This is a genomic window from Streptomyces aquilus (genome assembly GCF_003955715.1).
In the GTDB taxonomy this organism is placed as follows: domain Bacteria; phylum Actinomycetota; class Actinomycetes; order Streptomycetales; family Streptomycetaceae; genus Streptomyces; species Streptomyces aquilus.
Genome location: NZ_CP034463.1, coordinates 2,463,895 through 2,486,149 on the forward strand (window position 1 = coordinate 2,463,895; position 22,255 = coordinate 2,486,149).

Below are 22,255 nucleotides of genomic sequence, written 5' to 3' on the forward strand. Positions count from 1 at the left end.
CCCGCAAGGACCTTGACGCACGGGCGGGGTGCGCTAGAAGACGACCAGGGCCCGGCCGCCCTTGCCCGCCAGCATGTTCTCGAAGGCCGCCGGGATGCCGTCCAGGGCGATCCGTTCCGTCACCAGGGTGCCCAGGTCCAGGCGGCCGGTGCGGACGTGTTCGGCGAGCACCGGCAGGTCCGCGGCGGGGTCGGAGTTGCCGTAGACGCAGCCCGACAGGGTCCTGCCCCAGTGGAAGATCTCCAGGGCGTTGAAGGTGACCTGCTGGTCCTTGCCGCCGATGCCGACGACCGTCGTACGGCCGCCGCGACGGGTGGAATCCCAGGCGGTGCGGATGGTCGCGGCGCGGCCCACGCACTCCACGGCCACGTCCACGCCCTGCTTGCCGGTGCGGCCCCTGATCTCGCGGGCGGTGGTGTCGGAGGCGACCACGTAGTCGGTGGCCCCGGCCGCGCGCGCCAACTCCTCCTTCTCCGGGGAGACATCGACCGCGACGATCTTCGACGCGCCCGCGATCCTGGCGGCCTGGAGGGTCGCCAGGCCCACTCCCCCGACGCCGAAGACCGCCACCGTCTCGCCCTCGCGGACGCGTGCCGCGTGGTGGACGGCGCCGTAGCCGGTGAGGACGGCGCAGCCGAGCAGGGCCGCGTCGGTGAGCGGGATGCCGTCGGGCAGCGGCAGGAGGCAGGACGCCGACACGACCGTCTCCTCGGCGAACGCGGCGACGTTCAGGCCGGGGTGGAGGTCGGTGCCGTCCGCGGTGCGGGCGTACACGTCGGCGGCGCCGCTGAGGGCGTTGGCGCACAGCCAGACCTCACCGAGCGAGCAGGCGTGGCAACTGCCGCAGGACGGAGCCCAGTTGAGGACGACGCCGTCACCGGGCGCCACGTCCGCGACTCCCTCGCCCACGGCGACCACCGTGCCCGCGCCCTCGTGGCCGAGGACCGCCGGGACCGGGACCCGCATGGTGCCGTTGGACAGGGACAGGTCGGAGTGGCAGACGCCGGCGGCCGCGAGCCTGACGCGGACCTGGCCGGGGCCGGGGTCCGGGAGCTCGATGTCGGTGATCTCCAGCGGGGCACCCACGGCCGGAAGGACTGCTGCGCGAACCATGGAAACGCTCCTCAGAACTGGAGGGACTTGGTCTGGAGGTACTCGGCGAGTCCGTGCGCGCCGAGTTCGCGGCCGACGCCGGAGTGCTTGTAACCGCCGAACGGGGCAAGGGGGTTGAAGCGGCCGCCGTTGATGTCGACCTGCCCGGTGTCCATCCGGCGGGCGAAGGCCACCGCCTCCGCCTCCTCCCCGGCCCAGACCGCGCCCGCGAGGCCGTACACCGTGCCGTTGGCGATGCGCAGGGCGTCGTCCTCGTCGTCGTAGCGGAGGATCGACAGGACCGGGCCGAAGATCTCCTCCTGGGCGATGGTCATCTCCGGGGTGACGTCGGCGAAGACGGTCGGGGCGATGAAGTAGCCCTGTTCGCGCGGGGGTTCGGCGCCTCCGGCGACCAGCCGGGCGCCTTCCGCGACACCCTTCTCGATGTAACCGCGCACCCGCGCCCGCTGCTTGGCGTTGACGACCGGGCCGATGCGGTCGCCGTACTTGGCGGCGGCGGTCGCGGCGAGCGCCACGGCCTCGTCGTACTGGTCCCGGTGCACCAGCATGCGTGTCCAAGCGCTGCACGTCTGGCCGGAGTTGGACATCACGTTGGCGACGCCGACGTTCACGGCCTTGGCCAGGTCGGCGCTCGGCAGGATCACGTTGGCGGACTTGCCGCCGAGTTCGAGGGCGACCTTCTTGATCGCGGCGCCGGCGGTGACGGCGATCTGGCGGCCGACCGCGGTGGAGCCGGTGAAGGAGACCAGGTCGACGCCCGGGTGTTCGGCGAGGGCCTGGCCCGCGACCGGTCCGCGGCCGGTGACGAGGTTGAAGACACCCGCCGGCACCCCGGCCTCGTGGACCGCCTCGGCGAAGAGCTGGGCGACGAGCGGGGTGTCCTCGGCGGGCTTCAGGACCACCGTGCAGCCGGCCGCCAGCGCCGGGGCGACCTTGGCGACGATCTGGTGCAGGGGGTAGTTCCAGGGGGTGATCGCGCCGACCACGCCGATGGGCTCGTGGAAGACGGTCGAGTTGCCGACCTTCTCCTCGAAGGCGTGGGTGGTGGCCAGTTCGGCGTACGAGCCCGCGACCGCGATCGGGACGGCGGCGTGCACGTTCTCGGAGAACTTCAGGGGTGAGCCGAGTTCGGCGGTGACCGTCTCGGCGATCTCGTCCTTGCGGGCCGCGAGCACGTCCCGGAGCGCGGCGAGGCGCGCGGCCCGCTCGGCGGGCGGGGTGACGGCCCAGGCCGGGAGCGCGGCACGGGCGGCCCGTACGGCGGTGTCGACGTCCTCGGCGGTGCCGGCCGGGACCCGGCCGATCACCTGCTCGTCGACCGGGTTCACGACCTCGATCGTGTCCCGGCCGGCGGCGGGCCGCCATGTGCCGTCGATGTACATGCCGTCGTGTGCCTTCATCGTGCGTCCTCCCGGCGGGGGCGTGACCTTGTCGTCGTCCGGCTCATAAACTAGCGACGTTAGTTTTCGAATGCCAGACGCTCCCGCCCCCTGCCCGTCGGAAGCCGACTCACTCCTCCAGGTCGGGCAGGCGGGCCGGGGCCGGGCTGATGCGTTCGCCGTGCTGGTCGAAGACGAAGAGGTGGGCGAGGTCGACGAGGAGGGGGACGTGCATGCCGTGGCGGAGCTGGAGGTCGGGGGTGGTGCGGACGATCAGGTCGCCGGGGAGCCGACCTTCCGCGGGCGCCACTGCCGGCGCCGGCTCGGCCGGGTGGTCGAGGACCACGACCGGGCCCGCGCGCAGGGCGTCGGCGCGTTGCCGCAGCCGGTCCAGGACGCCGGAACCGCCCTCGCGGCGGCGGCGCCGGGCCGGACGGGCCGCGGGGCGCGGGGCCTCCAGGTCGGGTACGACGGCAGGGCGGGAGCCGGTGTTGAAGTGGACGAGGTTCTCGTGGCCCTGGAACTCCACGTGCTCCACGAGACCGGTGAGCGGCATCTCGCCGGGGCGGGCCGCCGACGGCTTGGCGATGCGCACCGCCTCCGAGCGCAGGCCGACGATGACCTCGCGGCCCTGCTGGACGCGGAGCAACTGGTGGTCCAGGGACAGGGGTTCAGGCAGCCGGAGGTACTGCTTGCCGAGGCTGATGGTCATCGCGCCGTCCAACGGGGCGCGGACCAGGCCCTGGAGGAGATTGATCCGCGGGGTGCCGATGAAGGCGGCGACGAAGACGTTGCGGGGCAGCGCGTAGACCTCACGCGGGCTGCCGACCTGTTGCAGGACGCCGCCGCGCAGCACGGCGACCCGGTCGCCGAGCGACATGGCCTCGGCCTGGTCGTGGGTGACGTAGACCGTGGTGACGCCCAACTCCCTGGTGAGCGCGGAGATTTCGGCGCGCAGATGATTGCGGAGTTTCGCGTCGAGGTTGGACAGCGGCTCGTCCATCAGGAACGCCGAGGGGTGGCGGGCGATCGCCCGGCCCATGGCCACGCGCTGGCGTTCACCGCCGGAGAGCTGGGCCGGGAAGCGGTCGAGGAGGTCCTCGATGCCGAGCATGCGGGCGGTGGCGTCCACGCGCGGTCGCGGGTCCGCGCCGGGGGTCTCGATGCGCAGCGGGAAGCCGATGTTGTCGCGGCTGGTCATGCTCGGGTACAGGGCGAAGTTCTGGAAGACCATCGCGATGTCCCGGCCGGACGGCGGGAGATCGTTGGCGAACTCGCCGTCGAGGAGCAGGTCGCCCTCGTCGATGTCCTCCAGGCCGGCGATCATTCTCAGCACCGTCGACTTGCCGCAGCCGGAGGGTCCCAGCAGCACGAGGAACTCGCCCGGGGCGATGTCCAGCGTCAGCCGGTCCACCACCCGGGTGCCTCGCGTATAGCTCTTGCTCACGTCGTGCAGAGAGATGGCGCGTGTCATGGCAGGTGCCCCCGGGGGCTGACTGAGCGCTGTTGCTCCGTGGCCGAATGCCCCGGGCGAGTCGCACGGGGCCTATGGGTCACGGAAGTTAACGGAATGTGTGCGGCCGGGGGAAGGGAATGGGCAGGATCGGACGGCACGGTCCAGCAGGTGAGAAACCGGACGGCCAGATTCAGTGCCGGGCGGGTGCCTCCCGGGTCGCGACCAGGTGGGCGAAGACGACCAGGTTGCCCGAGTAGCCCTTTCTGCGGTCGTAGTCGCCACCGCAGGTGATGAGCCGCAGCTCGGGGCGGCCCCGGGCGCCGTACACCTCCCGGTCGGGGAAGTGCGCCTTCTCGAACTCCCGGAGGGCGTCGACGGCGTATACGGCGGTACGACCGTCCGCCCGCCGCACCTCGATCAGGCGTCCGCGTTTCAGCTCGGACAGGCCCGCGAAGACCGCGCCGCCGGTGTCGGTGTCCAGATGGCCCACGGCCACGGCGGTTCCCTGCCCGCCGGGAGCGGGGCCGTCCCGGTACCAGCCCACGAGGTTCGGATCGTCACCCGGCGGTGCCCCCAGGCGCCGGTGCCGGTCGAGGCGCAGGTCCGTGACCGGGGCGTCGACGTCCAGGTACGGGATGAGGATGCGGGTGGCCCGGGAGCGCGGCAGGGGGCGGAGCGCCGGAGTCGTCCGGTGGCGGGGCGGACGCACACCCGGCGCGCCGGGACGGGCCGGTGGGGCCGGTGCCCGGCGGGCGCCGGGAGTGGTCGCCGGTTGCCCGGGACGGCGCGCGCCGGTGGCGGCCGGCGGGCGCCCTCCGCTGGGCGCGCCGGAAGCGGTCGACCGGGGGCCGGCGCTGCCGGCGCCTGGAGCGCCGGGAGCCCCGGGGGCGGTCGAGGCGGCCGGCGACAGGTGCAGGCCGGTGCCTCTGGCGGGCAGCTCCTGCGGTGCAGCGCCCACCTCGCCCCGTACGCCCGGGGCTCCGGCGGCACCCGGCCCACCGGCCGCACCCGCCTCACCCGTCTCACTCACGGCACCCGGCCCACCACCGGCCCCCGCCCCGCCCGCGGCCCCCCGCCCGGCGGCGGCGACCGTCTCGTCGGGCGCCGCCGCCCCACCGGGATCCTCGTCGTGCGTCCACAGCACGCCGGCCAGGATCAGACACCCGGCCACCGCCGCCGTCCGCGCCAGCCGGTAGGCACGCGTCGGGCGCCATGGCCCGGGCCGGTGCCCGCGCCGAGGCGCACGCCTGGGACTGCTACGCGCCATGCGGGCGACGGCGAAGGCGCAACCACACCGCGCCGCCGGCCGCGGCCAGGCCCACTGCCGCCGCACCGGCGACCGGCCCCATCGCCGCGTCCCGGGCGAGTCCGCCACCGCCGGCCGGCGGGCCACCGTTGGGGCCGCCGGGGCCGCCGGGGCCGCCGCCCGGCATGCTCGGCGTCGGCTTCGGGCTCGCGCAGTCGACGGTGAACACCTTCTGCTTGCCGGCGCCCTGCCAGTCGGTCCCCTTCCAGACGAGCTTGTACAGGCCGTTGGGCAGCCCCAGAGGCATGCTGTGCGCGTCGCCGTTGGTGTCGGCCGTGAGGGTGCCGGAGAGATGACCGGTGCCGGCGTTCGGGCCGTTGCCCTGTCCGTCGATGGTCCAGGTGAAGTGCTCGCTGTCGTCGAAGTTGAAGGCCGCGAGGTAGAAGTCGCAGACCTTCGGCTCGTCCCGCTGGTCGGTGAAGGGCGTGCCGACCTCGTGGATCTTGACGTCCCCGTTGTCCTCGGGAGCCGCGACGGCGGGGGCGCCGGTCAGTGCGACGCCTGCGACGGTGAGCGCCGCGAGGGCTGCGGTACAGCCGCGGGCGCGGCGGGGGCGGACGGCGATGGGCATGCGTAGTTCCTCCGAGTCAGGCGATTTTCATACAAATCGCATCGCGTCTGACTCTGTGTCACATGCGCTGCCCCATGCACGAGAACCCGGCCCGACACTCCGTCAGGCATCCCCCTTACGGCCCACCGCCGCTCCCGAACGGCGGACCCCCGGCACCGCCCCCGCCTCCCCGGCCGGCCGCACCGCCGACCGCAGCGCCACCCCCGCCGACAGGAGCAGCAGCGCGCCCAGCATCACGAAGGGTGCCGCCACGCCCGCGACGCCCGCGACCAGGCCCGCCGTGGCCGGTGCGGCGACCTGGCCGAGGCGGTTGCCGGTCAGGCGCAGGGCGAGGGCGGTGGAGCGGGCACCGTCGGGGGCCGCCTGCACGACCGTCGTCATCGACAGCGGCTGTCCGACGCCGAGACAGAAGCCGAGCACGGCCAGCATCAGCGCGAGCGCCCACACCGGCACCGGCAGGGCGATGCCGGCGCACAGCACGGCCGCCAGCAGACAGGTGACCGTCAGCAGCACGGCGCGGCCCAGCAGCCGCAGCAGCGGGGTCAGCACCAGCCGGCAGGCGATCGTGGCCGCCGCGCGGAGGCTGAGCAGAAGGCCGATCACGGACGGGGCGATGCCGCGGTGCTCGCCGACCACCGGCAGGTAGGCGGTGAGGATGTCGGTCGCGGACAGGACGGCGAGGCTGACGAAGATGCCGGCCGGGACCCCCCGAGCCCGCAGGATGCGGCCGACGGGGACCCGGTCGCCTTGCTCCGTACGGGACTTGACCGCCGTACGGTCCTCGATGCGCCACAGCGAGGTGAACGCGACCGCGGCGCCCGCCCCGGCGACGAGCAGGGCGAGCGCGCTGGTGTCCGCCATGTCCTTGCCGCCGATCAGCGCGCCCGCGGCGATCGGGCCGACCAGCTGGCCCAGGGAGGCGCCGATGGTGAAGTGGCCGAAGTTGCGGTCCTGTTCGTGCGGCGCGGACTGGCGGGCGACCAGGGACTGGGCGCCGATCACGAAGCAGAGGTGGCCGAGGCCCATCACCCCGCTCCAGATCGCCATCGCCCACAGGGAGCCGGCGACACCGCTCAGTGCGCAGCCGCCCGCTATCAGGACCACGCCGGCGGGCAGCAGGGGTGCGCAGCGGCCGTGGTCGGTGCGCCGGCCCAGCGGGACCGCGGCGAACAGCGGGAGCAGGGCGTAGACCCCCGCGATGACGCCGATGGCCTGTTCGTCCGCACCCAGCGCGAGGGCCCGGTAGGACACGGCGGGCCGGGCCATCGACACCGCCCCCTGCGCGAAGCTGAAGGCGATGACGAGGCGGAGCAGCCAGCCGCGGTTCCCACCGGGCGCCATGGGCGAGTCCTCCGTGGACACGAGAAGCGGATCAGACGATGCCGAAGAGGATTCCTGCCCCGAGGATCAACAGGCAGGTGAGCGCGGCCCACTTGACCACGAACCGGGTGTGGTCGCCGAACTCCACCTTGGCCATGCCGACCAGGACGTACACGGCCGGGACGAGCGGGCTCGACATGTGCAGCGGCTGGCCGACGAGGGAGGCGCGCGCCATCTCCAGCGGCGAGACGCCGTGGGCGGCGCCGGCCTCGGCGAGGACCGGCAGGACGCCGAAGTAGAAACCGTCGTTGGACATGAAGTAGGTGAGCGGCAGGCTCAGTACACCGGTCACGAGGGCCATGTGCGGACCCATGCCCTCGGGGATGACGTCGACCATCCAGCGGGCCATGTGGTCGACCATGCCGGTGCCCTGGAGGACGCCGGTGAAGACGGCGGCGGCGAAGACCATGCCGGAGACGTTGAGGACGTTGTCGGCGTGGGCGGCGAGCCGGGCCTTCTGGTCGGGGATGTGCGGGAAGTTGACGGTGAGGACGAGCGCGGCACCGAGCATGAACAGCACCGGGATCGGCAGCCACTCCATGATCATGGCGGTCAGCAGGGTGACGGTGACCAGGGCGTTGAACCAGTACAGCTTGGGGCGCAGGGTGGCGCGCTGGGGGTCGAGGACCGTGAAGCGCTCCTGCTCCTCGTCGTCCTCGGCGTCGGTGCCGCCGGCTCCTCCGGAGGTCACCGGGGCCTTCGTGTTACCGGAGCCGGCGCCCACGAGGACCGTCTCGGACTCCTTCTCCTCCACCAGGACCTCGTCCAGGGTGAGCACGCCCAGGCGCCTGCGCTCGCGCAGCCCGAAGAAGTACGACATGACGAACACGCCGACCAGGCCGACCGCGAGGGCCGGGATCATCGGGACGAAGATGTCGCTGGCGTCGAGCTTGAGCGCGGTGGCGGCACGGGCGGTCGGGCCGCCCCACGGCAGGGTGTTCATCACGCCGTTGGCCATGGCGGCGACACCGGTCATCACGACCAGGCTCATCTTCAGGCGCTTGTACAGCGGGTACATCGCCGAGACGGTGATCATGAAGGTGGTCGAGCCGTCGCCGTCGAGGGAGACGATCGCGGCGAGGATCGCGGTGCCGACGACGATCCGCATCGGGTCGGCCTTCGCGAACTTCAGGATGCCCCGCACGATCGGGTCGAAGAGGCCGACGTCGATCATCACACCGAAGTAGACGATCGCGAACATGAGCATCGCCGCGGTGGGGGCGAGGCTGGTGACGCCGTCGATGACGTAGTCACCGAGCTTGGCGCCCTTACCGACGAACACACAGAACAGTGCCGGGATCAGTACGAGCGCCGCGATCGGCGACATCTTCTTCATCATGATCAGGACCAGGAAGGTCGCGATCATGGCGAAGCCGAGGATGGTCAGCATGAGTGGATACCTAACGTTCGCCCTTGAACTCCCACCAGGGCCGGCGGTGCGATGGACGTTAGGTGCCGTCAAGCGGTGTTAACAAGACGTTGACGCGCGAGCAATAAGCGCAAAACTGCAGGTCACGGCTTTGTGATCAACTCGACCGGTACGGCGTTGAGGACCGCGTTGCCTGACAGCGGGTCCAGGAGACGGCCGTCGAGCAGCTGGTTCACGTTGACACCGGGGTCCTGGGCGGCATGGTTCATCCGGGTCCCGGGGCGGTCGTGGCCCCAGCCGTGCGGGAGGCTGACCACGCCCCGGCGCACGGTGTCGGTGATCTCCACGGGCGCGGTCACCGCTCCCCCGGCGCCCTTCACCCCGACCTGCTGCCCGTCGACGAGCCCGAGGCCGGCGGCGTCCTCGGGGTGGATGTGCAGCGTGCAGCGGTTGGTGCCGCCGGTGAGGGCGGGGACGTTGTGCATCCAGCTGTTGTTGGAGCGCAGATGACGGCGGCCGACGAGGACCAGCCCCTCCGCACGCTCGGCCATGGCCTGCCGCAGACGCGGCAGATCGTCGGCGATCGGCTGCGGCAGCAGCTCCACCTTCCCGCTGCGGGTCTTCAGCGGCTGCGGCAGCCGGGAGGCGAGCGGCCCGAGGTCGATGCCGTGCGGATGCGCCAGCAGCTTCTCCAGACCGAGCCCGTCCGGTCGTACGCCGAAGCCGTCGCCGTAGGGACCGAGGCGCAGCATCATGTCCAGCCGCCGCTCGGGGCCGGAGACGCCGGTCAGCAGCCCGGCGAGTTCCTTGGCGTCCCGGCCGTGCACGGGCGAGTAGGGCTCCTTGACCGCCTTGCCGAGGGTCTGCCCGATGACCAGGTCGTCCACGGCCGACGGGTCGGCGCCGTGCATTCCGGTCGCGGCGAGGACCAGCCGGGCGAGGATCTCGGTCTCGGCCATGCGGCCGGGCTCCAGCGGGACGGCGGGGCGGGTGTAGCGGAGCTGGTTGCGGACGGCGAGGGTGTTGAAGGCGAAGTCGTGGTGCGGGCTCTGCGAGGGCGGCGGCGGGGGCAGCACGACGTCGGCGTGGCGCGAGGTCTCGTTGAGGTAGGGGTCGACGCTGACCATGAAGTCGAGCCCGTCGAGGGCCTTGTCGAGCCGGTCGCCGTCGGGCACCGACAGGACGGGGTTGGCGGCGACGGTGACGACCACCCGGATCGGCTCGCCCTCCTCCGTCGCGGTGTCGATCTCCTCGGCGAGCGCGGAGATCGGCAGCTCGCCCTTGGCCTCGGGATACCGGCTCACCCGGGAGTGCCAGCGCCCCAGCGCGAAGCCGTGGCTGGGTCCGGCGGGCCGGGGTGTGCGGTCGGTGGCGGCCTGCGGGAAGAGCGCGCCGCCGGGCCGGTCGAGGTTCCCGGTCAGGATGTTCAGCACGTCGACCAGCCAGCTGGCGAGCGTGCCGTGCGGGACGGTGCAGCTGCCGATGCGGGCGTAGACGGCGGCGGTGGGCGCGGCGGCGAGCTCCCGGGCGAGGCTGCGAATCGTGTCGGCGTCGACGTCACAGGCGTCGGCGACCGCCTCGGGGGTGAAGTCCCGTACGGCGTCCCGGAGTTCGTCGATCCCCTGGAGATGCGGGGTCAACTCCCCCGTGTCGACGAGGTCTTCCTCGAAGAGGGTGTACGTCATCGCCGCCAGCAGCAGCGCGTCGGCGCCGGGGCGGATCGCGAGGTGGCGGTCGGCGAGCTTGGCGGTGCGGGTGCGGCGCGGGTCGATGACGGTGAGGGTGCCGCCGCGGGCCTTGAGCGCCTTGAGCTTGCCGGGGAAGTCGGGGGCGGTGCACAGACTGCCGTTGGACTCCAGGGGGTTGGCGCCGATGAGCAGCAGATGGTCGGTGTGGTCGAGGTCGGGCACCGGGATCGCGTTGGCGTCGCCGAAGAGGAGCCCGCTGGAGACGTGCTTGGGCATCTGGTCGACCGTCGAGGCGGTGAAGACGCTGCGGGTGCCGAGGCCGGCGAGCAGCACCGGCGGGTAGAGGGCGCCGGCCATGGTGTGCACGTTGGGGTTGCCGAGCACGACGCCGACGACGTTCGGACCGTACCGCTCGACGGCCGGCCGGATGCCGGCGGCGACCGCGTCGAAGGCCTCCTCCCAGGTGGCCTCGCGCAGCTCGCCGTCCTTGCGGACCAGCGGGCCGCGCAGCCGGTCGGGGTCGCCGTCGACGGCGCCGAAGGAGGCGCCCTTGGGGCAGATGAAGCCCTGGCTGAACACGTCGTCGCGATCGCCGCGGGCGCCGGTGACCCGGGTCCCCTCGATGGTGAGGGTCAGGCCGCAGGTGGCCTCGCACAGGGGGCAGATACGCAGGGCGGTGCGGGACACGGGTCCTCCCGGGGCAGCGGTGCCTGTCCTGGCGGAGCATACCGACCAGTAGGCATGGTGGGGAGCCCCTGCGCGGGAGCCCTGCGGACCTCGGTCAGTCCAGCACGCGCCCGAGGTACGCGCGGAGCATCTCCCGGGCCTCCGCGATGATCCGCTCGTCCCCGTCCGGCGTCATCCGGAAGGCCAGGTGCACGAGGGTGTCCGCGGTCTCCACGGCGATGAGGAAGGCGCGGCGCAGGTCGTCGTCGGGGTCGCGGTCGAGGTAGCCGGAGAGGAGTTCGGTGAGGCGGTCGGCGACGCGGTGGTTGGGTTCGGCGCGGGCGCCCACGGGGATCTGGTTGCCGAAGTCGACGAGGGAGAAGCCGGGCGCGGTGCGCTTCATGGCGAGGTACTCGTCGAGGACGGCGTCCAGGGCCTCCCGCCAGCCTCCGTCGGCACCCTTGAGGCGCTCGCCGACCTGCTCGCTGAAGCGTTCGAGGTTGCGCTGGGCGAGGGCGTCGGCCATCTGCCGCTTGTTGCCGAAGAAGCGGTACACGGAGCCGATGGGGACGCCGGCCCGCTGGGCGACGGCCCGGGTGCTCAGGTCGTCGTAGCCGACCTCGTCGAGGAGGTCGGCGCAGGCGTCGAGAATCCTGGTGAGCCGTTCGGCGCTGCGCCGCTGCACGGGCGCTCGGCGCAGCGATGTCTCGGGGGTCGCGGGTGTCGCGTGGGGCACGGGCTTCATGATGCCTTTCCGGCGCGGTCCGGTGAACCTCGCCCCCCAGTACGCGCATACGTGCCCGGTGCACTCAGTGCGTCCGGGGAGACCGACGCGTCCGGTGAGCCCTCCGCGCCCGACACCGTGATGTCCGCCGTGCTCTCCACCGGGTCGCCGTCGACCGCCCACACGGTGCCGTCGTCGGCGTAGAGCCGGGCGGTGACGGTGTGGGTGCCGCGCGGGACGAGGTTGTCGGGGATGCGGTACCCGGGGGTGCGCAGCCGGGTGACGAGGTCGCCGTCGACGTACAGGTAGACGAGCCCGCGCCCCTCCACCGGTGTCGCCCTGGCGTCCGGCGGGGAGAAGCGGAAGTGGGTGAGGGTCAGGCGTACGTCCCAGCCGGCGTCGGTGTCGGGCTGGACCTCGATGCCGACCTCGGGGGCGTCCTTGCCGTCCACCTCGCGGTAGTGCCGCCCCTCCTCGTCGGTGTCCTTGAGGACCTTGCCCACCGGTGAGGGCGAGACCGCTTTCCCTTTGTGCCCCGCATCGCCGGCGTCGCAGCTCGCGGTTCCGGTCAGCACTAGGACACAGACCGCGAGCGCGGCCGGGAGGGCCCGCGTCCACGTCATGACGGCGAGAGTAGAACAGCCGTCCGGAAGTCGGATCCCCCTGGAGGTGGGTTCTCCTCCTCCCTGATGAGGAGGCCCTACCCCTTGCGGAGGCGAAAACGCAATCCTACGGTGGTCCATAGGAATCGGACCGCAAGGGAGCGATCATGATCGGGGACGCGCGGAAGACCGCGGAGGGACTGACCCACCTCTCCGGGTTCGGCAACGAGCACAGCTCGGAGGCGGTCCCGGGGGCCCTGCCGGAGGGCCGCAACTCACCGCAGCGCGCCCCCCTCGGCCTGTACGCGGAGCAACTGAGCGGCACGGCGTTCACCGAGCCCCGCGCGCACAACCGCCGCTCCTGGCTGTACCGCCTCCGCCCCTCGGCCGCCCACCCGGCGTTCACCCACACCCACAACGGCTGGATCCGTACGGCCCCCTTCACCGAGTCCGTCCCCGACCCGAACCGGCTGCGCTGGAACCCCCTCCCCGAGCCCACTCAGGGCACTGACTTCCTGGCCGGCCTGTGGACCCTCGGCGGCAACGGCGACGCGGCCCAGCGCACCGGCATGGCCGTGCACCTCTACCACGCCACCGACTCCATGGACCGGGTCTTCAGCGACGCCGACGGCGAGCTGCTGATCGTCCCGGAGCGCGGCGGCCTCCTGCTGCGCACCGAGTTCGGGCTGCTGCACGCCGAGCCCGGCCATGTCGCCCTGATCCCGCGCGGCGTCCGCTTCCGGGTGGAGCTCCTCGACGCGTCGGCCCGCGGCTACGTGTGCGAGAACTACGGCGCCCCCTTCCGCCTCCCCGACCTCGGCCCGATCGGCGCCAACGGCCTGGCGAACGCCCGCGACTTCAAGGCACCCGTCGCCGCGTACGAGGACGTCGAGGGCCCGGTGGAGGTGGTGAACAAGTTCTGCGGCAACCTGTGGACGGCCACCTACGACCACTCCCCGCTGGACGTGGTCGCCTGGCACGGCAACCTCGTGCCGTACGTCTACGACCTGCGCCGCTTCAACGTCATCGGGACGATCTCGTACGACCACCCGGACCCGTCGATCTTCACGGTGCTGACGTCGCCGAGCGACACCCCCGGGCTCGCCGGGGTCGACTTCGTCGTCTTCGCGCCGCGCTGGCTGGTGGGCGAGGACACGTTCCGGCCGCCGTACTTCCACCGGAACGTGATGAGCGAGTACATGGGCCTGATCGAGGGCGCCTACGACGCGAAAGCGGAGGGTTTCGTGCCCGGCGGCGGCTCGCTGCACAACATGATGTCGGCGCACGGCCCCGACCGGGACACCTTCGACAAGGCGAGCGCGGCCGAGCTGAAGCCGCAGAAGGTGGACGACGGGCTGGCGTTCATGTTCGAGACGCGGTGGCCGGTGACGCTCACCGCGCACGCGGCCCAGGCGGACCACCTCCAACGGCACTACGACGACGTGTGGCAGGGCATGGAGCGGCACTTCCGCCCCTTGCACTGAAGATCCCCGACCGGTACGGATGGCCCTGTGACCTCCTTCGCCCCGGACTCGATCGTCCTGAACCGCAAGCTGCCGCTCTGGTATCAGGTGTCGCAGTCGCTGCGCGCCTCGATACTGGGCCGCTCGCCCCGGGACCCGCTGCGGCTGCCCACCGAGGAGCAGCTGGCCGGGCACTACGGGGTGAGCGTGCTGACCATGCGGCAGGCGCTGAAGGAGCTGGAGGACGAGGGGCTGATCACCCGCCACCGCCGGCGCGGCACGTTCATCGAGCCCAAGGCGCTGCGGACCGCGCCGGTGCGGCTGCTCGGCTCGGTGGACGCGATCGTGGCCCAGCAGTCGGGTATGACCACGGAACTGCTCGGGCACGGCAAGGGCCCGGTGCCGCCCGAACTCGCCGAGTACTTCCCCGGGCTGGACGAGGTGGGGACGTACCACCGGCTGCGTTCCGAGGAGAAGACCGGCGAGCCGACGAACCACGCCCGCAACTGGGTCCGCCCCGAACTCGCCGCCCGCATCGACCCCGAGGACCTCGTCCGCTGGCCCATGACCAAGGTGCTGCGCGACGTCGTCGGCGCGGACATCGGCCGCATCACGGACACCGTGGAGGCCCGGCTCGCGGACCCGGAGACGGCCCGACTGCTCCAAGTCCCGCTGCTCAGCCCGATCCTGCACTACACGGGTGTCACCTACGACCCGGAGGGGCAGGTGCTGGACGCGGCGGTCATCCACTACCGCGGCGACCGCTTCTCCTTCACGGTGACCTTGGAGGCGACCTAGGGCCTGCCCAGCGGATCCTGCCGCAGACGCGGGGGCTGGCACGCCGATCTGCCGCGTTGTCGTCGGTCCCCGACGCTCCGCGTCGACTCCCTCCTCCGCCTTGCAGCTCGACGCACCAGCCCCCGCTCACCGCGCCATATAAGGTGCCGCTGCTTTCCCGCGACCTGATCCGCCGGACAGGCCCTGCCCCCGGTGTCGCTTCCAAGTCGTACGATGCCCAGCGTGACGCACGACGACGCTCCGCTGCTCGCGGACCTCATGCCGTGGTCCGTCGCACCGCCGCGGCTCGGCCGGGGGTGGCCGGCGGGCCCCGACGCCCCGTCCCTGAAAGCCCGCTGGGACGCGCTGCTGAAGGCCGAGGGGCCGGACCGCGAGGCCCTGTTCGAGCTGACACGCTCGCGCACCCTGCGCTCGGCGGTGGGGCAGTTGCCGGGCCGGACCGGCGGCACCGAGAAGCTGGTGCGGGCGACCGGCCCGTGCGCCGAGCCCGTCCGCGTCCTGTACGCCCCCTTCGACGAACAGTGGTTGATCCCCGACCACCGGCTGATCGACACCGCCCGCCCGGAGTTGTGGCGGGTGGCGGACGACGACCAGGTGTTCGTGGCGGAGACGGCGGGCGGCTCCCCGGGCCCGCTGCTGGTCGCCACGTCGCTGTTCCCGCTGCTGCGGCCCGGCCGCGTCCGCCCGCTGTACCGCCGCCCCGGCGGCACCGAACCGAACCTGGCACCGGGGCTGTTGGCCCTGCTGGGCGAGCGTCTTGGCCATCGGCCCTCCCCCCTGGACGTCCTCGCCTGGATCATGACGGCGGTCCGCCCCGACCTTGCCGTCCCGCTGACCGACGACCCCGAACTCTGGGCGCGGGGCGTGGAGTCGGGCCACCGCCTGCTGTGGCTGATGCGCCGCGACGGCGAACGCCCCAGGCTGCCGGGCGGCCGCCGCCCCTACGTCCGCGCTCCCCTGCCGTCCCGCCCCCTCACCCTGCACTACGACCGCGACGAGGAGACCCTCCACCTGGACGAGGGCCGCATCTCCCCGGTACCGCCGGAGGCGTGGGACTACGAGGCGGGCGGGGTCCGGGTCCTGGAGGAGTGGTTCACGGCCCGGACGGCGGAACCCGAGCCGGGCACGCTGGCGGCGATCCGCCCGGCGACCTGGCCCCAGACGTGGACATCGGAACTGCTGGAGCTGATCACGGTGTTGGCGTTGCTGGCGGAAGTCGAGCCGCCCCAGGAGGAGTTGACGTCCGTGATCAGGGCGGCGGACCTGCGCCGGGCGGGCGTGCTGCCGGTGCCGGACTGGGCACGGGGGCCGGCGTCGGTTCTCGGCGGTCACGAAGAGGGCCCCGAGGGTCAACTCACCCTGCTCTAGCTCACCCTGCTTCAGCGCCGCTCCGGATCGAACGCGTCCAGCACCCGCTCCAACGCCCGCCGGAACACCCCCTCCAGATCGATCGGCCCGCTCTGCTCCATGAACGCCGCCGCCAGCCTCGGATACGCGCCGGTCGCCACCTGACTGCCGAGGTAGGCGATCCGCACCGCGTTCTCCTCGTCCTCGGACCAGGGCATCGACCGCGTCCGCTCGGCCGTGGCGATCTCGTTCGCGGTGTACGTGGTCACCACCCCGTTGAGCAGCGCGACCAGCTCCGTCTTGGTGGCGTACGGCAGGTCGAGCGGCTCCAGGCACTCCAGGCAGTGCTCCAGGTAGCGCAGGCTGTTGGGGCTGAACCCGTAGACCCCTGACATCAGCCGCGGCACCCAGGTGTGCCGGTGCATGATCCCGCGCGTCTCCATCGCGTTGCGGAGCATGTCGGCCCGCCAGTCGCCCGAGGGCTCCCGGATCTCGTGCTCGGCGCCGATCGCGTCGATCATCAGCTCGTACAGGTCCTCCTTGCGGGGGACGTAGTTGTACAGCGACATGGTCCCGCAGCCCAGCTCGGCCGCGACCCGCCGCATCGACACCCCGTCCAGGCCCTCCGCGTCGGCGATCCGCACCGCCGCCGCCGCGATGTCGGCGCGGGTGTACGCCGGCTTCGGCCCACGGCCGGTGCGCTCGGGGCGCGCCCAGATCACTTCGGGTACGGCCGCTCGGCCCGCCATCGATCATCACCTCGGCCACCATCCTAGTTACGTACAGCGTACGTAGTGCGCTATGGTCGACCCATGACTACTACGTACGCTGTACTTAGTGAGGGTCTGGAGAAGCGGTTCGGTGAGGTGCGTGCCCTGCGCGGGCTCGACCTGGCCGTCCCGCGGGGCACGGTCTGCGGGGTGCTCGGGCCGAACGGGGCGGGCAAGACGACGGCGGTACGGCTGCTGACGACGCTGCTGCGCCCGGACGCCGGGTCGGCCAGGGTCGCGGGGCACGATCTGGTCCGCGAGGCCGCGGCCGTACGCCGCGCCATAGGCGTGACCGGGCAGTACGCGTCGGTCGACGGGGATCTCACCGGCCGGCAGAACCTGCGGCTGTTCGCCCGGCTGCACCGGATGCGGGCGCCGAACGAGCGGGCCGCCGAGCTGCTGGAGCGCTTCGGGCTGACCGAGGCCGCCGACCGGCCCGCGTCCACGTACTCGGGCGGGATGCGCCGCCGGCTGGACCTCGCGGCGAGCCTGGTCCGCCGACCCGAGATCCTCTTCCTGGACGAGCCGACGACCGGCCTCGACCCGGCGAGCCGTAACGCCATCTGGGACGCGGTGCGCGAGCTGAAGCAGGACGGCACGACGGTCCTGCTGACCACGCAGTACCTGGAGGAGGCGGACCAGCTCGCCGACGACATCGCCCTGGTGGACCGGGGCCTGGTCGCGCACACCGGATCGCCGGCCCAGCTCAAGGCGGTCATCGGCACCTACGTCGAGGTCGTCGTCGCCGACCCGGAGGTGCTCGTCGAGGCGGCGGGCGTGCTCGACCGGCTCACCGGCGGACAGCCGACGTTCGACCACGAGCGGCTGGCCGTCGGCGCGGTCACCCGGGACACCACGCTCACGCTGCCCCGGCTGGTGCGTGAACTGGACGCGGCCGGAGTGCCGTTGCTCGACGCGAGCATCGAACCACCCACGCTGGACGACGTGTTCCTGCGTCTGACGGCCGAGCAGGAGCAGGAGGTCGCCGCATGAGCACCCTCGCCTTCGACGGGACGGCCATGCTGGGCCGCCAGCTGCTGCGGGTCCGCAACAACCCGGCGCTGGTGATCCTGACCCAGACCATGCCGATCAGCATGCTGCTGTTCTTCGGCTACGTCTTCGGCAGTGCGCTGGCGATGCCGGGCGCGGAATATCGCTCGTTCCTGGTTCCGGGCCTCCTTGTGGCGACCGCCGCCAACGGGATCATGACCGGCATGTTCCAGGCCGCGCAGGACGTCCACCGGGGCGTGACGGACCGGCTGCGCACCCTGCCGGTCAGCCGGGCCGCCGTACCGGTGGGACAGGCGACGGCGGACGTGATCGTCACGGCCGTCGGCACGGTGCCGTTCCTGCTCGTCGGGCTCGCGGTGGGGTGGCGGATCGAGGGGTCGGCGCTCGACGCGGTGGCGGCCGTGGGGCTGTTGCTGCTGTTCCGGTTCGCGTGCACCTGGGCCGGGATCTTCCTCGGGCTGCTGACGCGGAGCGAGGAGGCGGCCGGCCAGCTGGGCAGCGCGACGTTCATGCTGCCGCTGCTGTCCAACGCCTACATCCCGACGGACAACCTGCCGGGCTGGCTGCGGACGATCGCCGAGTGGAATCCGATCAGCGCGCTCACCACGGCCCTGCGGGACCTGTTCGGCAACGCGCCGGTCCCGGAGGGTGCCGCCTGGCCGGTGGCGCATCCGGTCGCGGGGTCGCTGGCCTGGTGCGCGGTGCTGCTGGCGGTGTTCGTGCCGCTCGGGGTGCGCCGGTACGCGCGCGGTGAGGGGTGAACTCCGGCGGCTGAAGGGTGAGTTGAGCGGTCATGCCACAGAGGAGCCCCGGGTGACCCCGGGGCTTCTTCGTCAACGGGTGGGCGTCGCCGACGAGTTCGTGCGGGGTGGGGGGAAGGTGTGTGCTCGCGTCGGGCGGTCACCCCGGAGGGTGCCGCATGCCGTGGGGATGACGGACGACGGGGTCGCGGCGCCGTGCCGGACCGGTGCGACCGCCCGAGCGCGAGTCGGGAGCTTCAGTGCCCGCCGAACAGCGAACGACGCAGTCGGCGCAGCGGCGCGAAGAGCGAGACCCGACGGACCCGCGCCTTCTGGTCGCTGTGGTTGGGTACGGGCTCACGCGCTGTCAGCTCCCGCATCAGCGTGGTGGCCTCGGCCGTCTTCTGCTGCGGCACCACGGGACCCCCGAGCACCGCGAGATGGCGGTCGAGGCGCGAACTGGTCGCGCTGCTCCCGCAGGTGATCGCAGGGACCCTGGCCCTGCTCCGCACTGTTATCTGTTCCATGTCACTCCCCACCCGTACGAGTCCACCCGGCCCGGGCAGGGTAACCCTATCGCCCTCACGGGGCACTCGTGTATCGAGGTCACAGGATTCACCTTCCCCGTAAGGGCGTTGACGACCCCTCTTTGATTACTCTCCGAATCCAACCGATTTCAGGGCGAGTTGGACAACCGGCTGGCTGGTGGGTTGCGCTGAGCCACCATCGGGCTCGACGGTTACAGCGAGTGACGTGGCGGACTTGTCGAGACCGTTTGCGACCAAGGGCGTGTCGGCGTCGAAGAGCCCGAGGGAGCGCGGTTGCGCGCCGGGGCGCATGAGCCACAACTGGTTCACGCGGTCGCTCGGGATGTCGTCGTATCCGCTCAGGGTGATGACCGCCTGTCCCTCCGCCGCCGAGGCGACCACGCCGATGCTGCGGCCCCGCGCGTCCTTGCCGGTGCTGGCCCGGGCGTCCGGAGCTGCGAGAACGTGGGCGATCTCACGTGCCTGGGCGCGCTCGGCGTTCAGCTGGTCCTGCGTCTGGTTCGCCTGTACGGCGAACAGGGAGGCGACGACGAGGGCGGCGGCCGCCGTGGCGGTGGCGAAGGGCACGAACAGCGGGCGGCGCGCACGGGGCGCGTGGGAGCGCGACGGCGGTCGTTGCGTGCCCCAGACGTGCGGTGGCAGTTGCGTTTCACGGGCGCGCGCCTGCGGTTCGCGCGCCCGGGCCGGCTCCTGCGCGGTGGTGCGTACGGCGGCCAGCACCCGGTCGCGCATCGCGGGCGGCGGCGGGGCGGCCGTCGACCAGGCCAGCCGGACCGCGTCCTCGGACAGCGCGCGGACCTCGGCGGCGCAGACCGGACAGTTCCTCAAGTGCTTCTCGAAGCGGGTCCGCTCGGCCGGCTCCAGCGCGTCCAGGGCGTAGGGGGCGGCCAGCGAGTGCGGGTCGTCGCGGCGCAGCAGTTTGTCGAGCAGGCTCACGCCACACCTCCCAGGCACTCGCGCAGCCGGGTCAGACCGTCGCGCATCCGGGTCTTGACGGTGCCCAGCGGCAGCGAGAGCCGCTCGGCCACTTCACGGTAGGTGTAGCCGTCGTAGTAGGCGAGGGTGACGGACTGCCGCTGGAGGTCGGTGAGCCGTTCCAGGCAGCGGCGCACCCACTCGCGTTCGAGGCCCGCCTCCACCTCCTCGGTCACCTGGTCGAAGGCGGGGTGGTGGGCCCGCCAGGCCTCGCGCTGCTCGCGCTCGCCGGCCGCGCGGGCGCTGCGCACCCGGTCCACGGCCCGCCGGTGGGCGAGGGTGAGGACCCAGGACAGGGCGCTGCCCCGGCCGGGGTCGAACCGCGCGGCGGACCGCCAGAGCTCCAGCAGCACTTCCTGGGACACCTCCTCGGACTGCGCCGGATCGCGCACCACACGCCGTACGAGGCCGAACACCGGCCCGGACACCAGTCCGTACAGCTTCTCGAATGCCTTCTGGTCACCGCCGGCCACGAGTACCAGAAGCTCGTCCGCCTCCAACTCGTCTCCCCCTCCCGCGAGTCCACATCTGGGCCGCCCCGTCTCACGAGGTATTCGCAACGAACACACCTCCGGATGGGGTTACGGATCAGAAGGCCGAAAACGCGGGTCGAACTGCGAGGAAATAAGTTTTCAGGTTCGACCAATCCGGCCCGGCCCCCGCTCCGAATCCCCCAGCGTCAGGAACGTTGGGACTGAGGACGGACGGCATGACACCTAACTCCAGGAGCGGTGCGGGGCGCAGGAGCCTCGCGACCCTCGTCTGCGCTGCGCTGGCCGCCGGCGGGCTCGCCGCCGCCGGCGTGGCCACGCTGGAACCCGGGGCGGCCTCCGCCTCCAGTCACCGGGAGGCCCCGCTGATCTCGGGCGACCCGCAGTACGACAACACGGACGTGTACGCGTTCGTCAGCCCGGACAAGCCGGACACCACGACGATCGTAGCCAACTGGATCCCCTTCGAGGACCCGGCGGGCGGGCCGAACTTCTACCAGTTCGCCGAGGACGCCCAGTACGACATCCACATCGACAACAACGGTGACGGCCAGGGCGAGTTGCTCTACCGCTTCACCTTCAAGACACACACGAAGAACAAGAAGACGTTCCTGTACAACACGGGTGCCGTCGACAGCCTCGACGACCCCGACCTCAACATCACGCAGACGTACGACATCGACCTGTTCCGGCTGAAGAACCAGAAGGTCGAGTACAAGACGAAGGTCGCCGACGACGTTCCGGTGGCGCCGTCGAACGTCGGCAAGGCGTCGATGCCGAACTACGAGAAGCTGCGCGACCAGGCCGTCTACAAGCTGCCCGGCGGCGCGACCTCGTTCGCGGGCCAGGCCGACGACCCGTTCTTCCTGGACCTGCGCGTCTTCGACCTGCTGTACGGCGGGAACCTCACCGAGGTCGGCAACGACACCCTCAAGGGCTACAACGTCAACTCCATAGCCCTCCAGGTCCCGACGGACATGATCACCGAGTCCAAGCACCAGCCGATCGTCGGCATATGGTCGACGACCCAGCGCCGGAACGCGCAGGGGTACTACTCCCAGGTCTCACGGCTCGGCAACCCGCTGGTCAACGAGGTCGTCAACCCGCTGAAGGACAAGGACAAGTTCAACGCGTCCTCGCCCTGGTACGACGGGCAGTTCCTGAAGAACGTCACCAACCCCGAGCTGCCCAAGCTCATCGAGGCCATCTACAAGATCAAGGCGCCGGCCGAGCCGCGCAACGACCTCGTGGACGTGTTCCTCAAGGGAGTGAAGGGGCTGAACCAACCGCCCCATGTCCGCGCGGCCGAAGAGCTGCGCCTCAACACGTCCATCAAGCCCACCGATTCTCCGAAGCGGCTCGGTGTGCTTGATGGCGACAACGCCGGGTTCCCGAACGGGCGCCGTCTGACCGACGACGTGATCGACGCGTCGCTCCAGGTCGTCGAGGGTGAACTGGTCGGTTCCAAGAACGACTTGGGCGACGCGGTCGACAAGAACGACAAGGACTTCGAGAAGTCCTTCCCGTACGTCGCCCTGCCGACCGAGGGCTCCCGCGGCCCGCTCGCCAAGGGCACGACGGACGGCGCCGACGTCCGCAACCAGCTGGGCGACGCGCTCCAGCCGGCGGGCGCCTCGGGCTCGGACGACACCACGCTGATCGCCGCGTCGGCGGGCGCGGGTGCCGCGGGCATCCTGCTCATCGGCGGTGGCCTCATGTGGTGGCGGCGGATGCGGACCCGGGCGTACTAGCCCCTCCGCCCCGACGACTGGCGCGGCCCGCACGTACTCGTCCCCCACGGTGCGGGCCGCGCCGCACGTTTCATCAACTTCCTTGCACAGCAAGCCTCGTAACTAGG

General features: G+C 72.0%; 20 protein-coding genes. 6 read left to right on the top strand and 14 right to left on the bottom strand.

What is annotated here, in order from left to right:
- Window positions 1-33 precede the first annotated feature (33 nt).
- The 10 genes from EJC51_RS11385 to EJC51_RS11430 form a co-directional block, all read right to left on the bottom strand.
- The gene (locus tag EJC51_RS11385) at window positions 34-1,113 is read right to left on the bottom strand and encodes a Zn-dependent alcohol dehydrogenase (protein WP_126270960.1); all 1,080 of its coding nucleotides are present in this window, start codon (window positions 1,111-1,113) and stop codon (window positions 34-36) included.
- An 11-nt stretch (window positions 1,114-1,124) separates the two neighbouring features.
- Window positions 1,125-2,513 (bottom strand): aldehyde dehydrogenase family protein, encoded by a 1,389-nt coding sequence (locus EJC51_RS11390; protein WP_126270961.1) that lies wholly within the window; start codon window positions 2,511-2,513, stop codon window positions 1,125-1,127.
- Between the two features lie 109 nt (window positions 2,514-2,622).
- Window positions 2,623-3,966, bottom strand: coding sequence for an ABC transporter ATP-binding protein (locus tag EJC51_RS11395; RefSeq protein WP_126270962.1), 1,344 nt, complete (start codon window positions 3,964-3,966; stop codon window positions 2,623-2,625).
- A 172-nt stretch (window positions 3,967-4,138) separates the two neighbouring features.
- Complete coding sequence (locus EJC51_RS11400) at window positions 4,139-5,215, bottom strand: class F sortase (protein ID WP_126270963.1); 1,077 nt, start codon at window positions 5,213-5,215, stop codon at window positions 4,139-4,141.
- Complete coding sequence (locus tag EJC51_RS11405; protein ID WP_126270964.1) at window positions 5,205-5,825, bottom strand: hypothetical protein; 621 nt, start codon at window positions 5,823-5,825, stop codon at window positions 5,205-5,207. Before EJC51_RS11405 ends, EJC51_RS11400 begins: the two co-directional genes overlap by 11 nt.
- A gap of 102 nt (window positions 5,826-5,927) precedes the next feature.
- Window positions 5,928-7,166 (bottom strand): MFS transporter, encoded by a 1,239-nt coding sequence (locus EJC51_RS11410; RefSeq protein ID WP_126270965.1) that lies wholly within the window; start codon window positions 7,164-7,166, stop codon window positions 5,928-5,930.
- Window positions 7,167-7,197: 31 nt separating this feature from the next.
- Window positions 7,198-8,595 (bottom strand): CitMHS family transporter, encoded by a 1,398-nt coding sequence (locus tag EJC51_RS11415; protein WP_126270966.1) that lies wholly within the window; start codon window positions 8,593-8,595, stop codon window positions 7,198-7,200.
- Window positions 8,596-8,717: 122 nt separating this feature from the next.
- Entirely contained in the window at window positions 8,718-10,949 is a 2,232-nt protein-coding gene (locus EJC51_RS11420; RefSeq protein WP_126270967.1) for a molybdopterin oxidoreductase family protein, read from the bottom strand.
- A gap of 94 nt (window positions 10,950-11,043) precedes the next feature.
- Window positions 11,044-11,673 (bottom strand): TetR/AcrR family transcriptional regulator, encoded by a 630-nt coding sequence (locus EJC51_RS11425; RefSeq protein WP_126270968.1) that lies wholly within the window; start codon window positions 11,671-11,673, stop codon window positions 11,044-11,046.
- On the bottom strand, window positions 11,670-12,275 hold the full coding sequence (locus tag EJC51_RS11430) for a hypothetical protein (protein ID WP_126270969.1): 606 nt from the start codon (window positions 12,273-12,275) through the stop codon (window positions 11,670-11,672). The genes EJC51_RS11425 and EJC51_RS11430 overlap by 4 nt, the downstream gene beginning before the upstream one ends.
- Before the next feature lie 146 nt (window positions 12,276-12,421).
- On the opposite strand from EJC51_RS11430, the gene hmgA reads away from it, so the two are divergent.
- The 3 genes from hmgA (at window position 12,422) to EJC51_RS11445 (ending at window position 15,883) form a co-directional block, all read left to right on the top strand.
- Window positions 12,422-13,738 (top strand): homogentisate 1,2-dioxygenase, encoded by a 1,317-nt coding sequence (hmgA, locus tag EJC51_RS11435; protein WP_126270970.1) that lies wholly within the window; start codon window positions 12,422-12,424, stop codon window positions 13,736-13,738.
- A gap of 27 nt (window positions 13,739-13,765) precedes the next feature.
- The gene (locus EJC51_RS11440; RefSeq protein WP_126270971.1) at window positions 13,766-14,515 is read left to right on the top strand and encodes a GntR family transcriptional regulator; all 750 of its coding nucleotides are present in this window, start codon (window positions 13,766-13,768) and stop codon (window positions 14,513-14,515) included.
- A 213-nt stretch (window positions 14,516-14,728) separates the two neighbouring features.
- Complete coding sequence (locus EJC51_RS11445; RefSeq protein ID WP_126270972.1) at window positions 14,729-15,883, top strand: type ISP restriction/modification enzyme; 1,155 nt, start codon at window positions 14,729-14,731, stop codon at window positions 15,881-15,883.
- Window positions 15,884-15,894: 11 nt separating this feature from the next.
- Here EJC51_RS11445 and EJC51_RS11450 read toward each other — a convergent pair whose 3' ends face one another.
- A complete protein-coding gene (locus EJC51_RS11450; RefSeq protein ID WP_126270973.1) occupies window positions 15,895-16,611 on the bottom strand; it encodes a TetR/AcrR family transcriptional regulator in 717 nt (238 codons plus the stop codon).
- 63 nt (window positions 16,612-16,674) lie between these two features.
- Here EJC51_RS11450 and EJC51_RS11455 point away from each other — a divergent pair, with 63 nt between their 5' ends.
- Complete coding sequence (locus tag EJC51_RS11455; RefSeq protein ID WP_126270974.1) at window positions 16,675-17,625, top strand: ATP-binding cassette domain-containing protein; 951 nt, start codon at window positions 16,675-16,677, stop codon at window positions 17,623-17,625.
- Window positions 17,622-18,404 (top strand): ABC transporter permease, encoded by a 783-nt coding sequence (locus EJC51_RS11460; protein WP_126270975.1) that lies wholly within the window; start codon window positions 17,622-17,624, stop codon window positions 18,402-18,404. The genes EJC51_RS11455 and EJC51_RS11460 overlap by 4 nt, the downstream gene beginning before the upstream one ends.
- A 236-nt stretch (window positions 18,405-18,640) precedes the next feature.
- On the opposite strand, the gene EJC51_RS11465 is transcribed toward EJC51_RS11460, so the two are convergent.
- The 3 genes from EJC51_RS11465 to EJC51_RS11475 form a co-directional block, all read right to left on the bottom strand.
- The gene (locus EJC51_RS11465) at window positions 18,641-18,910 is read right to left on the bottom strand and encodes a hypothetical protein (RefSeq protein ID WP_126270976.1); all 270 of its coding nucleotides are present in this window, start codon (window positions 18,908-18,910) and stop codon (window positions 18,641-18,643) included.
- 126 nt (window positions 18,911-19,036) lie between these two features.
- Window positions 19,037-19,867, bottom strand: a complete 831-nt coding sequence (locus EJC51_RS11470; RefSeq protein WP_126270977.1) for an anti-sigma factor — start codon at window positions 19,865-19,867, stop codon at window positions 19,037-19,039.
- Window positions 19,864-20,406 (bottom strand): sigma-70 family RNA polymerase sigma factor, encoded by a 543-nt coding sequence (locus EJC51_RS11475; protein ID WP_126270978.1) that lies wholly within the window; start codon window positions 20,404-20,406, stop codon window positions 19,864-19,866. The genes EJC51_RS11470 and EJC51_RS11475 overlap by 4 nt, the downstream gene beginning before the upstream one ends.
- 209 nt (window positions 20,407-20,615) lie before the next feature.
- On the opposite strand from EJC51_RS11475, the gene EJC51_RS11480 reads away from it, so the two are divergent.
- Window positions 20,616-22,148 (top strand): DUF4331 domain-containing protein, encoded by a 1,533-nt coding sequence (locus EJC51_RS11480; protein WP_207924858.1) that lies wholly within the window; start codon window positions 20,616-20,618, stop codon window positions 22,146-22,148.
- The last annotated feature ends 107 nt before the right edge of the window (window positions 22,149-22,255 follow it).

Bases quoted from the DNA above. Each gene is read 5' to 3' on its own strand.
- EJC51_RS11405 (WP_126270964.1), bottom strand. From the start codon at position 5,825: ATGCCCATCGCCGTCCGCCCCCGCCGCGCCCGCGGCTGTACCGCAGCC.
- EJC51_RS11400 (WP_126270963.1), bottom strand. From the start codon at position 5,215: ATGGCGCGTAGCAGTCCCAGGCGTGCGCCTCGGCGCGGGCACCGGCCC.
- EJC51_RS11450 (WP_126270973.1), bottom strand. From the start codon at position 16,611: ATGGCGGGCCGAGCGGCCGTACCCGAAGTGATCTGGGCGCGCCCCGAG.
- EJC51_RS11455 (WP_126270974.1), top strand. From the start codon at position 16,675: ATGACTACTACGTACGCTGTACTTAGTGAGGGTCTGGAGAAGCGGTTC.
- EJC51_RS11480 (WP_207924858.1), top strand. From the start codon at position 20,616: ATGACACCTAACTCCAGGAGCGGTGCGGGGCGCAGGAGCCTCGCGACC.
- EJC51_RS11385 (WP_126270960.1), bottom strand. From the start codon at position 1,113: ATGGTTCGCGCAGCAGTCCTTCCGGCCGTGGGTGCCCCGCTGGAGATC.
- EJC51_RS11445 (WP_126270972.1), top strand. From the start codon at position 14,729: ATGCCCAGCGTGACGCACGACGACGCTCCGCTGCTCGCGGACCTCATG.
- EJC51_RS11395 (WP_126270962.1), bottom strand. From the start codon at position 3,966: ATGACACGCGCCATCTCTCTGCACGACGTGAGCAAGAGCTATACGCGA.
- hmgA (WP_126270970.1), top strand. From the start codon at position 12,422: ATGATCGGGGACGCGCGGAAGACCGCGGAGGGACTGACCCACCTCTCC.
- EJC51_RS11390 (WP_126270961.1), bottom strand. From the start codon at position 2,513: ATGAAGGCACACGACGGCATGTACATCGACGGCACATGGCGGCCCGCC.
- EJC51_RS11460 (WP_126270975.1), top strand. From the start codon at position 17,622: ATGAGCACCCTCGCCTTCGACGGGACGGCCATGCTGGGCCGCCAGCTG.
- EJC51_RS11425 (WP_126270968.1), bottom strand. From the start codon at position 11,673: ATGAAGCCCGTGCCCCACGCGACACCCGCGACCCCCGAGACATCGCTG.
- EJC51_RS11465 (WP_126270976.1), bottom strand. From the start codon at position 18,910: ATGGAACAGATAACAGTGCGGAGCAGGGCCAGGGTCCCTGCGATCACC.
- EJC51_RS11410 (WP_126270965.1), bottom strand. From the start codon at position 7,166: ATGGCGCCCGGTGGGAACCGCGGCTGGCTGCTCCGCCTCGTCATCGCC.
- EJC51_RS11415 (WP_126270966.1), bottom strand. From the start codon at position 8,595: ATGCTGACCATCCTCGGCTTCGCCATGATCGCGACCTTCCTGGTCCTG.
- EJC51_RS11430 (WP_126270969.1), bottom strand. From the start codon at position 12,275: ATGACGTGGACGCGGGCCCTCCCGGCCGCGCTCGCGGTCTGTGTCCTA.